The sequence below is a fragment of the [Mycobacterium] manitobense genome, from assembly GCF_025821665.1.
GTDB classification, from domain to species: Bacteria; Actinomycetota; Actinomycetes; order Mycobacteriales; family Mycobacteriaceae; genus Mycobacterium; species Mycobacterium arseniciresistens.
Genome location: NZ_JACKSJ010000145.1, coordinates 42,770 through 54,875, shown reverse-complemented (window position 1 = coordinate 54,875; position 12,106 = coordinate 42,770). Strand labels below are relative to the sequence as shown.

At 71.1% G+C, this 12,106-nt stretch carries 9 protein-coding genes; all 9 read right to left on the bottom strand.

Annotated features, from left to right (window positions below; translation table 11 throughout):
• Positions 1–12: 12 nt before the first annotated feature.
• The 9 genes from pks2 to sufC all read right to left on the bottom strand — a co-directional run bounded on the left by pks2 (position 13) and on the right by sufC (position 12,105).
• Positions 13–6,288 carry a sulfolipid-1 biosynthesis phthioceranic/hydroxyphthioceranic acid synthase gene (gene pks2 / locus H7I41_RS17345; RefSeq protein WP_276009027.1) on the bottom strand — a complete coding sequence of 2,092 codons (6,276 nt, stop codon included), beginning with the start codon at positions 6,286–6,288 and terminating at the stop codon, positions 13–15.
• A 417-nt stretch (positions 6,289–6,705) separates the two neighbouring features.
• Positions 6,706–7,530 (bottom strand): enoyl-CoA hydratase, encoded by an 825-nt coding sequence (locus tag H7I41_RS17340; RefSeq protein ID WP_264013838.1) that lies wholly within the window; start codon positions 7,528–7,530, stop codon positions 6,706–6,708.
• A 42-nt stretch (positions 7,531–7,572) separates the two neighbouring features.
• Positions 7,573–7,938, bottom strand: coding sequence for a thioredoxin (gene trxA / locus H7I41_RS17335; RefSeq protein WP_264013837.1), 366 nt, complete (start codon positions 7,936–7,938; stop codon positions 7,573–7,575).
• 71 nt (positions 7,939–8,009) lie between these two features.
• Positions 8,010–8,639 carry a hypothetical protein gene (locus tag H7I41_RS17330; RefSeq protein WP_264013836.1) on the bottom strand — a complete coding sequence of 210 codons (630 nt, stop codon included), beginning with the start codon at positions 8,637–8,639 and terminating at the stop codon, positions 8,010–8,012.
• 38 nt (positions 8,640–8,677) lie between these two features.
• Complete coding sequence (locus H7I41_RS17325; RefSeq protein WP_264013835.1) at positions 8,678–9,208, bottom strand: hypothetical protein; 531 nt, start codon at positions 9,206–9,208, stop codon at positions 8,678–8,680.
• A 48-nt stretch (positions 9,209–9,256) separates the two neighbouring features.
• The gene (locus H7I41_RS17320; protein WP_264013834.1) at positions 9,257–9,592 is read right to left on the bottom strand and encodes a metal-sulfur cluster assembly factor; all 336 of its coding nucleotides are present in this window, start codon (positions 9,590–9,592) and stop codon (positions 9,257–9,259) included.
• Positions 9,589–10,047: a Fe-S cluster assembly sulfur transfer protein SufU gene (gene sufU, locus H7I41_RS17315; protein ID WP_302916445.1), complete on the bottom strand. Its 459-nt coding sequence runs from the start codon at positions 10,045–10,047 to the stop codon at positions 9,589–9,591. Before sufU ends, H7I41_RS17320 begins: the two co-directional genes overlap by 4 nt.
• Before the next feature lie 7 nt (positions 10,048–10,054).
• Positions 10,055–11,323, bottom strand: a complete 1,269-nt coding sequence (locus H7I41_RS17310) for a cysteine desulfurase (RefSeq protein WP_264013833.1) — start codon at positions 11,321–11,323, stop codon at positions 10,055–10,057.
• An 8-nt stretch (positions 11,324–11,331) separates the two neighbouring features.
• Positions 11,332–12,105 carry a Fe-S cluster assembly ATPase SufC gene (gene sufC / locus H7I41_RS17305; protein WP_264013832.1) on the bottom strand — a complete coding sequence of 258 codons (774 nt, stop codon included), beginning with the start codon at positions 12,103–12,105 and terminating at the stop codon, positions 11,332–11,334.
• Position 12,106 lies beyond the last annotated feature (1 nt).

Sequence of the window (12,106 nt, the reverse complement as noted above, 5' to 3'; positions counted from 1 at the left end):
GGCTCCTCCTCCTCACGAGACAACCGCCGGCACATGCTCGTCCGCCAGCACCGTCGCCAGATGCTCCGCGAGGGCGCGCGCGGTGGTGATGTCGCTCGTGGCGACCCTGATCCCGGTCTCCGCCTCGATCCTGGTGCGGACCTCGAGCACGCCGAGGGAGTCGAGGCCGTACTGCGCGAGCGGACGGTCGAGGTCGACGGTGCGGCGCAGGATGAGACCGATCTGGTCGGCGATCAGCCGGCGCAGCCGCCCACTCCACTCCTCGGCGGGCAGGTTGCGTAGCTCGCTGAGGAAGGAACTGCCCGCCTGTCGGCCGTCGCCGGCATTCCGGAACGCCTCGGCGAACTTGCTGCGCTGCGCGAACCCGGTCAGCCACGCCGCACCGGCGACCGGGGCGTAGCCGGTGTGGGCGCGGTTGTGCCGCAACAGCGTCTCCAGCGCATGGGCGCCGTCGTCCGGCGCGATCGCCATCGCGGCGTCTTCCGCCAGCACCTGGCCGCGGCCGATCTCGGCCCACGCACCCCACGCGATCGAGTGCGCGGGCAGACCGCGTGCCCGGCGCCAGCGCGTGAAGCCGTCGAGCCAGCTGTTGGCCGCGGCGTAGGCGCCCTGTCCGGGCGAGCCGACCAGCGCGGCCGCCGACGAGAAGGAACAGAACCAGTCCAGTGGCTGGTCGAGCGTCGCCTCGTGCAGATGCCAGGCGCCAAGCACCTTCGGCGCCCACACCCGCTCAATCAGGTCGTCGGTGATGTTGCCGAGCGTGGCGTCCTGCAGCACCGCCGCGGCGTGCAGCACGCCGCGCACCGGAAGTCCCGTCGCGGTGGCGGCCGCGACGGCCCGCTCCGCGGTGTCGGGGCTGCCGATGTCTCCGAGGCAGACCTCGATCTCGGTGCCGCTGCGCCGGATTCGGTCGATGACAGCCGACGCCGCGGCGCCGGGCGCGGACCGTCCGTTGAGCACGATCCGGCCGCACCCGTGCGCCGCCATCCGTTCGGCGAGGAACAGCCCGAGGCCGCCCATGCCGCCGCTGATCACGTAGGAGCCGTCGGCGCGGAAGGTGGCGACCTCTTCGGGCGGCGTCACCGCCCGGCTGTGGCCGTCCTGCGGGATGTCGAGCACGAGCTTGCCGGTGTGCTCGGCCGAGCCCATCGCCCGGATCGCCGACGCCGCGTCGGTCAGCGGGTAGTGGGTGGTCTCCGGTGGCGGCAGCACGCCGTCGGCGATCTGGCCGAACACCGTCTCGAGCACCCGCCGCACGGTGTCCGGACTGGTCAACGTCAGCAGCGCCAGGTCAACGGCGAAGAAGGCCAGGTTGCGCCTGAACGCGTACAGCCCCCACTTGGTGTCGCCGTAGATGTCCCGCTTGCCGATCTCGACGAACCGGCCGCCGAACGACAGCAGTTCCAGGCCCGCCCGGGCGGCGGCGCCGGGCAGCGAGTTGAGCACGATGTCGACGCCGTAGCCGTCGGTGTCGCGCCTGATCAGTTCGGCGAACTCGACGGTCCTCGAGTCGTAGACGTGCCGTATCCCCATGCTGCGCAGCAGTTCACGCTTGGCGGGGCTGCCCGCGGTGGCGTAGATGTCGGCGCCGGCGGCACGGGCGATGGCGATGGCCGCCTGGCCCACCCCGCCCGTCGCCGAGTGGATCAGCACCTTGTCGCCGGACGAGATCCTCGCCAGGTCGTGCAGGCTGTACCACGCCGTGGCGTGGGCGCTGGGCACGGCGGCCGCGCGGCGTTCCGGCACACCGGCGGGCAGGGTGACCGCCAGGTTCGCGTCGCACGTGACGAACGTGCTCCAGGCCCCGCCGGCCGCGACGCCGGCGACGCGGTCGCCCGGACGGTGGTCGGTGACACCGAGTCCCACCCGGGTGACCACTCCGGCGAAGTCGGCGCCGAGTTGCGGCAGCCGGCCCTCGAACGAGGGGTACCGCCCATATGCGACCAGGACGTCGGCGAAGTTGAGGTTCGACTCGGTCACCGCCACCTCGATCTGGCCGGGGCCGGGTGGGCGCCGGTCGAAGGCGACGAGCTCGAGTGACTGCAGGTCGCCGGGTTTGCGGATCTGTACCCGGACGCCGTCGCTGTCGTACTTGACCGTCCGGGCGTACCGGTCCTCGGGACGCAGCGGGCCCGGGCTCAGGCGTGCCACGTGCCAGGCGCCGGCCCGCCACGCGGTCTCGTCCTCGTCGGAATCCGACAGCAGCTGGGCGGCCACCAGGGACAGCTCGGTGGTGGCGTCCACGTCGACCTGGGTGGCGCGCAACGCGGGTTGTTCGATCGCGAGCACCCGCATCAGGCCGCGCAACCCGGCGTGGGTGAGGGTGGCGACGTCTCCGGCGTCGACCGTCTGGGCGTTCTCCGTCAGCACGTACAGCCGGGGCACGTCACCCTGCACGTCGGCGATCTCGCGCGCGATGCGCACCACCTGCGACACCGAGTCTGCGGACCGGTCCGACTGCGGATCGGCAGCGGAACCGGACGTCACCAGGACCACTGCCGAATGTGGTTGCGCCACTAGCCCTTCATGCAGCCAACCGCCGGCTTCGTGGGGTGCGACGGCCGGGGCCGCGGTGGTGCGGACATCGGCGCCGCGGGCCAGCAACGCCTCGGCGAGCGCTGCGGTGCGCGCGTCGGCGGACGCGCTGACGAGCAACCAGCGGCCGGCTTCGGCGGCGCCGCCGGCCGGCACCTCCATCGGGCGCCAGTCGACGGTGAGGAGCCGGTCGTCGAGCACCCGTCGGCGGCGGGCATCCGCCGAGAGGCCCGTACCGAGCCGCAGGCCGGTGACCTCGGCCAGCACCGCGCCGGTCTCGTCGAGGACGTCGAGATCCGCCTCGACCGCTGTCGCGGTGGCGGCTGTCACGGTGACCAGGCAGTAGCGTGCGGCGCGCACCGGGCCGTTGACCCGGAGGCGGCTCACGCCGAGTGGGAGCATGATGGTCCCCGACCGGTCCGCGTGCAGGTGCGGGTGGGCGCCGACGGCCTGGAAGCACGCGTCCAGCAGTGCGGGGTGGATGCCGTACGCGCTCTGCTGCGAGCGCACGGCTCCCGGCAGCGCCACCTCGGCGAGCACCGAGTCGCCCCCATCGGACGTGTGCGCCGCGGTCACGCCGGCGAACGCCGGTCCGTACTGGATGTGGTGTGCGTCGAACCACGCGCGCAGTGCCGGTCCGTCGACCGCCACGGGGTGCGCGGCGAGCAGCTGCTCGATGTCGTGAGTGGGCGTGTGGCGTGGTTCCGGAGCCGGAGCCAGCCGGGCGGTGGCGCGGCGGACCCGGTCCCCGTCGGCGTAGGTGTCGACGGTGAAGTCGAGTGTCCCGGACGGGGTCATCGTGGCGGCGGCCGACACCGGGGTGGCGTCGTCGAGCAGCAGCATCTCGTCGAAGGTCAGGTCGCACACTTCGGCGGTGTCGCCGAGCGCGGCGCGCGCTGCGGCCAGTGCCATCTCGCAGTAGGCCGCTGCGGGCAGTGCGGCGACGTCGTGCACGCGGTGGTCAGCCAGCCACGCCTGGGTCGCCGTGCCGACGTCGGACTGCCAGACATGGCGCTCCGGTTCCTCGGGCAGTCGCACGTGCGCGCCGAGCAGCGGATGAGCCGCCACCGTCTGCGCGCCCGCCACGGCGCCCCGCGGCGTGGCACTGAGCATCAGACGCGGATGTGTCCACACCGGCAGCGGCGCGTCCACCAGCACGCCGTCGGGGTAGAGCGCGGTGAAGTCGATCTCGGCTCCGGCGCTGAACAGGTCGACCAGGACGTCGCGCAGTCCGTGCGGCGTCTCCTGCCCGCGGCGCATCGTCGCCAGCGCCGCGATCGAGACGTCGAGGGCCTTGGCGTTCTGGTCGACCGCGTGGGTCAGCAGCGGGTGCGGCGAGAGCTCGGCGAAGACGCGGAACCCGTCCTCGAGCGCCGCCTGCACCGCGGCGGCGAACCGCACCGCGTGCCGCAGGTTGTCCGCCCAGTACCAGCCGTCGTAGTCGGCCGGTTCCCGCGGGTCGTAGAGCGTGGCCGAGTAGTACGGGATCGACGGTTCCGACGGCTCGAGGTCCTCGAGGGCGTCGGTGAGTTCGTCGAGGATCGGATCGACCTGCGGCGAGTGCGAGGCGACGTCGACCGCCACCTCCCTGGCCATCACCCCGCGCTCCTCCCAGGCCGCGACCAGAGCGCGGATCGTCGACCTCGCACCGCCGACCACCGCCGACTGCGGCGAGGCGATCACCGACAGCACCACGTCGGCGGCTCCGGCGGCGGCCAGTTCGGAGAGCACCTGCTGGGCGGGCAGCTCCACCGAAGCCATCGCACCCGGTGCCGCGCCCGAGTCGGCGACGGCCTGCATCAGCCGGGACCGCCTGCAGATCACGGCCACACCGTCGGCGAGCGTGAGAGCGCCGGCGACGACGGCTGCCGCCGCCTCGCCCATCGAGTGCCCGATCACCGCTGCAGGCTGAACCCCGTGTCCGGCAAGCGTTCTCGCGAGGGCGACCTGGACGGCGAACACGGTGGGCTGTACCCGGTCGATGCCGGTGACCGTCTCGGGCGCCGACATCGCCTCGGTCACCGAGAAACCCGACTCCCGGGCGATCAGCGGCTCGACCTCGGCGACGGCCTCGGCGAAGCGCGGCTCGGCGGCCAGCAGCGCCGCACCCATCGCGGCCCATTGCGACCCCTGGCCGGAGAACACCCATACGGCGCCCTGACCGGTGTCGACTGCCGGCGTCTGCGGCGGGGTGTCGCCCGCCGCCACCCGACGCAGGGCATCGACGAGTTCGGTTGCGCTGCCTGCCAACACCGCGGTGCGCACGGTGCGGTGCGCGCGGCGGCGGGCGAGCGTGTAGGCCAGGTCCCGGAGATCCGCGGGATCGCCGCCGAGCCGGGCGTCGACCCAGTCGGCGAGCCGTGCCGCCGTCTGCCGCAACGACTCCGGCGAGGTGGCCGACAGCGGGAACAACCACGGTGCGCTCAGGTCGCGTGCGGTCGAGTCGTTCCCCTCGACGATCCGGGGTGCGGCCACGCTCGGGGCCTGTTCGACGACCAGGTGCACATTCGTTCCGGACAGGCCATAGGACGACACGGCGGCTCGGCGCGGGTGGTCGTCCTCGATGGGCCAGGGCGTCGCCGTCTGCGGCACGAACAGCCCGGTCTGCACCTCCGCCATCTGTTCGGGGAGCCGGTTGAAGTGCAGGTTCGGCGGCACCTGCCCGTGTTGCAGCGCCAGTACCGCCTTCATCAGGCCGAGCGCACCCGACGCCGACTGGGCGTGTCCGAGGTTCGTCTTGGCCGACCCGAGGACGCACCGTCCGGCCGTGCCGTAGACCTTCGCGAGGCTGGTGTATTCGATGGGGTCGCCGACGGGGGTTCCGGTGCCGTGCGCCTCGACGTAACCGACGGTGACCGGGTCGACGCCGCCTGCGGCGAGCGCGGCCCGGTAGACGGACTCCTGGGCGGCCGGCGACGGGGTGGCGATGTTGACCGTGCGGCCGTCCTGGTTCGTCGCGGTGCCACGGATCACCGCGAGCACGCGGTCCCCGTCGTCCAGCGCATCCGGCAGCCTCTTGAACAGCAGCATCACCGCTGCCTCACCGGAGACGAAGCCGTCAGCGTCGACGTCGAACGCCCGGCACCGACCCGTCGCGGAGAGCATGCCCTGCGCCGAGCCCGAGGCCATCTTGCGGGGCTCGAGCAGCACGTTGACCCCGCCCGCCAGCGCCATGCTGCTCTCGCCGTCGTGCAGGCTCCGGCACGCCATGTGCACCGCGAGCAGCGCCGACGAGCATGCGGAGTCGACGGTGAAGGCCGGGCCGTGCACGCCGAGGTGGTAGGCGATCCGTCCGGAGGCCAGACCGTAATTGCTGCCGGTGAATCCGTAGGGTCCGGCGATGGCGTCGGCCTCGGCGGTGACCAACTGGTAGTCGTTGTGCGTCATGCCGACGAAGACGCCGGTCTGGCTGCCGGCCAGCGATGCGGGTGCGATACCGGCGTGTTCGACCGCCTCCCAAGCTGTTTCGAGGAGCAGGCGGTGCTGCGGGTCGATGGCGGTCGCTTCGCGCTCGCTGATGCCGAAGAAGTCGGCGTCGAATCCGGCGACGTCGTCGAGGAAGCCGCCCCACTTGGACACCGACCGGCCGGGCACACCGGGCTCCGGATCGTAGAAGTCGTCGGCGTCCCACCGGTCGACCGGCACCTCGGTGACCAGGTCACTGCCGCGCAGCAGGGCCTCCCACAGTTCGGCGGGCGACTCGATACCGCCGGGCAGCCGGCACGCCATCCCGACGACGGCGATGGGCGTCATGGGCCTGTCGATCACGAAGCTCCTACCTCTTCTGGCATCCAGGACATCTGCAGGTCACGCCAACGGCAAAGTCAATTGCGGCAAGTTAGCACAACCTAAAGGGGCGTGCGAACCGTACGTGTCCCGGGCCGGTTCGACGGCAGGCAGTCAAAAGATGCTGCTCAGCGGGCATTTCGGCGGGCGCCACAGCGGTTACCGCCCAATCGGAACGCAAGTATGGCAACGAACCCGAACGGTTGCGCACCGGCGGCCAGCAAAGGAACTGATCTTGGACTTCGCGGGCGAAACCGCCCGTCGCGGCGCTCGGCGTTACTTGCAAAGGGGAAGATTAGCGCCTTCGCTACCGGGGTTTAGGGCTACCTTTCGGCGCCGCCGGGTCGACCGCGGACGAGTGCGCCATGAACCGGCGCGAGGAGGCTAGGACTTGTCGTCGGTGAAGACCGCGGGGCGTCGTTGCGCGCGCGCCGCCACCGCCTCCTCGAAGTTGGCGGTCAGCAGTCGCACGAACAGCTGGCCCAGCCCCTCGGCCTGCATGTGCCCCTCGAGGCTGCCGGCATCCAGCCCGGACCACAGCGTGCGCTTGGTCAGCTCGACACCGGGACGGGAGAACGCGGCGATGCGTTCGGCCATGTCGAAGCACACCTCGAGCAGTTCGTCCTCCGGCACCGTCCGGGACACCAGGCCGATCCGCTCGGCCTCCCCGCTGTCGACGTCGCGACCGGTGAGCATGATCTCGAACGCCCGCGACGAGCCGATCGCGCGGGGCAGCAGGTAGGACAGACCCAACTCGCTGGCCGTCAGGCCGTTGTTGATGCCCGCGGCACGGAAATAGGCACCGGTCGCCGCGACGCGGATGTCGGCGGCCAGCGCCAGGCAGAGGCCGCCGCCGATCGCGGCGCCGTTCACCGCCGCGATCACCGGCTGGTGGAGCTTGCGCAGCGCCAGGATCACCTCGTCGAGGACCTCCATGGACCGCAACGCGAACGTCGGCCGGGTCAGCCCGTCGATGTGCGGCACCGACCCCGCCGACTTGTGGTCCGCACCGGAGGAGAACCCGCGGCCCGCGCCGGTCAGCACCACCGCGCGTACCGAATTGTCGTGGCTCAGCTCGGCGAGTACGTCGCGCAGCGGCACCATGACGTCGAACGCCATCGAGTTCATGCGCTCGGGCCGGTTGAGGGTCACCAGAGCCACCTGCGGGCGCGGCCGGTCGACGAGGACGAACTGCTGTGCTTCGGTCACCCGAGCACGCTATCGCGGGGCCGTGCACCGGCCCCCGAGCAGCTAGGCCTGCGCGCCGTCGTCCTGGGCGGCGATCGCCGCGTCGACGTCGAACTCCCTGACCTTCTGCACCAGGTCCTCCAGAGCCGCCGGCGGCAACGCGCCGGCCTGGTTGAACACCAGTTTGCCCTTCTTGAAGACCATCAGCGTCGGGATGGAGCGGATGTCGGCGGCCTGCGCCAGCGCCTGCTCGGCCTCGGTGTCCACCTTGGCGTGCACGACGTCGGGGTGCTTCTCGGACGAGGCCGAGAAGGTGGGCGCGAACGCGCGACACGGGCCGCACCACGACGCCCAGAAGTCCACCAGCACGATGTCGTTGTCGTTGATGGTGTCGTTGAACTGCTCTGCGGTGATGTCTTGCGTTGCCACGACTGTCCTAACGTTGGGTTCACCATGCTTGTTCCCCGCGGCCGGCCGGTTCACGCCTGCCCGCCCGCGGGTCAGCGGTCTGATGCGCGGGTCCGGCCCTCGGCGAAGAACTCCGCGACCCGGCGGGCCAGTTCGTCCACGTCGTCGGCCGGGTCGAGCGCCAGCAGCGCTCCGAACGATGCGTTCCAGAACGCCCCCCGGCGTGCGGTCCACGGGCCGACGTAGGCGTACGGCATCGGGTGGTGGTCGTCGCCGGCGGAGACTCCGTAGTTCACCTCGTCCTCGGTGACCGCGACGTCGAAGTGCTCCGGCCAGAGCACCGGATGTTGTTCGGGCAGAACGTGTTTGATGGCGAATCCGCCAGCGTAGAGGCTGCGGTACAGCAGGTCGGCCGCCGCCGGGTCGATGTCGAGCACCGCATCGGCGGCCAGCGGGTCGACGACGTCGTAGACGCCTTCGGGTGGTCCCGCCGTCACGCCCGCGGCGGTGGCCAGCGCGCCCACCGGCCCGGCGAGCGCGGCGCTGCCGTGCTGCCACACCAGCTCGGTGCCGTGCACGGCGATCGGCAGCGCGACACCGGTGAAGCCGTCGGGCCGCACCGCCAGGCGGATGGTGCCCGCCGCGCGATGCTGCGGTCCGGCGATCAGGCTCTCGGCGACACCGCGCAGCTGCCTGCGGGTGGCGACGTAATCGGGGCTCATACCGAATGGGTTACCAGGGATCCGGGCCGGCCGTGCGATTACGCGGCGGCGGCGCGCTCGGCGTTGGCCAGCAGTCGCCGCTGCTGCCGCGGCCACCAGAACACCTCGAGCAGCAGCAGCACCAGGTAGATGGCCGAGACCACGGCGTTGCCCCAGGTGCCGTAGAACGCGTCCCACACGGCCATGCCCACGCCGACGACGAGCACCAGCGGGATCACCCAGCGGTACGGCCGTGCCGTCTCGGCAGCCGCGCGCATCCCCGATCCGTACTCGACGAGCGCCTCGGCCAGGCCCGGTGACCCGACGGGTTCGCCACGGCGGGCGGCGCGGGCCACGGCCACCCGCTCGTCGGCGGTGAGCGCCGCGGCGCCCGGCCAGAACCGCGCCATGCGGCGTTGCATCCAGATGCCGTAGCCCCCACCGACCACGACGGTGACGACCACGCCGGCCACCAGCAGACCCGAGTCGAGCCAGGCGAGCACGCCGAGGAATACGCCCACTGCGGCGCCGACGGTCAGTGCACGGACGACCGGCCCGCCGCGCCACACCGCCGCAGGAACGGTGACCATTAGGTCATTGTGCCCCGGTGCGGTCCGCTGACCGGTGAAATCGACGCGTCAGACGGTGAAGCCGAGCGCCCGCAGTTGTTCGCGGCCGTCCTCGGTGATCTTGTCCGGGCCCCACGGCGGATTCCACACCCAGTTGATCTTGATCTCGTCGACCAGTCCCGCACCCACGAGCGCGTTGCGCGACTGGTCTTCGATCACATCGGTCAACGGGCACGCCGCCGAGGTCAGCGTCATGTCGATCAGCGCGACGTTGCCGCCGTCGCCCTCCTCGATGTTCAGCCCGTACACCAGGCCGAGATCGACGACGTTGATGCCGAGTTCGGGATCGACGACGTCACGCATCGCCTCCTCCAGATCGGCCAACAGCTCATCGGGTGCGGTCATCCTGCCTCCTCGAATTCTTCCGACGCCTGCGCCAGCGCGGCCTTGAAAGCCGTCCAGCCCAGCAGCGCACATTTCACCCTCGCCGGGTACTTGGCCACGCCCGCGAATGCCACGCCGTCGCCGATCACATCCTCGTCGCCCTCGACGGCGCCGCGGGACGAGACCATCTCGGTGAACGCCGCGACGGTCGACAGTGCCTGCGCGACACTTTGACCGATCACCTGGTCGGTGAGCACCGACGTCGCGGCCTGGCTGATGGAGCAGCCCTGCCCGTCGTAGGAGATGTCCTCCACGGTCCTGCCATCGCCGGACAGCGCCACCCGCAGCGTGACCTCGTCACCGCACGTCGGGTTCACGTGATGCACCTCGGCGCCGAAGGGTTCGCGCAGCCCTCGGTGGTGCGGGTGTTTGTAGTGGTCCAGGATCACCTCCTGGTACATCTGCTCCATCCGCACGGTGCGCTCAATCCCGCCCGAAGAACTCGACGGCCCGCTTGATCCCCGCGACCAGCCGGTCCACCTCGTCGGTCGTGTTGTACACCGCGAACGACGCCCTGGCGGTGGCGCTGATGCCGAACCGGCGGTGCAGCGGCCACGCGCAGTGGTGCCCGACCCGCACGGCGACGCCCTCGTCGTCGAGCACCTGCCCCACGTCGTGGGCGTGCACGCCCTCGACGACGAAGCTCACCGGCGAACCGCGGTCGGCCATGTCGGTGGGCCCGACGACCCGGACACCCGGGATACCGGCCAGCCCGTCGAGCGCGGCTTCGACCAGTCGGGCCTCGTGCGCCTCGACGGCGTCCATGCCCAGTGCGTCGAGATAGCGTGCGGCGGCGGCCAGTCCGACGACCTGCGACGTCATCGGGGTGCCCGCCTCGAAGCGTTGCGGGGCCGGGGCGTAGGTGGTGGCATCCATCGTGACCGTCTCGATCATCGACCCGCCGGTGATGAAGGGCGGCATCGCGTCGAGCAGCTCACGGCGGCCGTAGAGCACGCCGATCCCGGTGGGGCCCAGCATCTTGTGCCCCGAGAATGCGGCGTAGTCGACGTCGAGCGCGTGGAAGTCGACGGGCTGGTGCGGCACCGACTGGCAGGCGTCGAGCAGCGTGAGCGCGCCCACCCGCTTGGCCCGAGCCACCAGTTCGGCGACCGGGGCGATCGCGCCGGTGACGTTCGAGTGGTGGCTGAACGCGACGATCTTCACGCGCTCGTCGAGCTGCAGCGAGTCGAGGTCGATGCGCCCGTCGTCGGTGACGCCGTACCAGCACAGCGTGGCACCGGTGCGGCGGGCCAGCTCCTGCCACGGGATCAGGTTCGCGTGGTGTTCGAGCTCGGTGGTGACGATGACGTCGCCGGGCCCGACGGCGCGGCCCCCGAACCTGTTGTCCCCCAGGGCGTACGACACCAGGTTGATCGACTCGGTGGCGTTCTTGGTGAACACCAGCTCGTCGGTGTCGGCGCCGACGAACGCCGCGATGTCGGCGCGGCCCTGCTCGTAGGCGTCGGTGGACTCCTCCATCAGCTGGTGCGCGCCGCGGTGCACCGCGCCGTTGGACGTGGTGAGGAAGTCACGCTCGGCGTCGAGCACCTGCCGCGGCTTCTGCGACGTCGCACCCGAATCGAGATACGCCAGCTGGTTCCCGCCGCGCATCACCCGCGACAGGATCGGGAAGTCCGCCCGCACCGTCTCGAGGTCCACCGCCAGCGCCGGGCGTTCCGTGGAGGCCGTCATCGCGCCGCCTAGGATCCCGCCGCCGGAGCGTGGGTGAAGCGTTCGTAGCCGTTCTCCTCGAGCTCGTCGGCGAGCTCGGGGCCGCCTGACTCGATGATCCGGCCGCCGACGAAGACGTGGACGAACTGCGGCTGGATGTAGCGCAGGATCCGGGTGTAGTGCGTGATGAGCAGCACGCCGCCGTTCTCGGCCTCGGCGTAGCGGTTGACACCCTCGCTGACGATGCGCAGCGCATCGACATCGAGACCCGAGTCGGTCTCGTCGAGAATCGCGATCTTCGGCTTCAGCAGGCCGAGCTGCAGGATCTCGTGACGCTTCTTCTCGCCGCCGGAGAAGCCCTCGTTGACGCTGCGCTCGGAGAACGTCGGGTCGATGTCGAGATCGCTCATCGCGGTTTTGACCTCTTTGACCCAGTGCCGCAGCTTCGGCGCCTCGCCCCGCACCGCGGTGGCCGCGGTGCGCAGGAAGTTCGACATCGACACCCCGGGCACCTCGATCGGGTACTGCATGGCCAGGAACAGTCCGGCCCTGGCGCGCTCGTCGATACTCATCGCCAGGACGTCCTCGCCGTCCAGCGTGATCGAACCGGACGTCACGGTGTACTTGGGGTGTCCGGCGATCGCGTAGGACAGCGTCGACTTGCCCGACCCGTTGGGCCCCATCACCGCGTGCGTCTCCCCCGACTTCACGGTGAGGTTGACGCCCTTGAGGATCGGGATGTCGGTGCCGTCCTCGGCGGAGACGACGGAGACGTGCAGGTCCTTGACTTCAAGCGTGGTCATG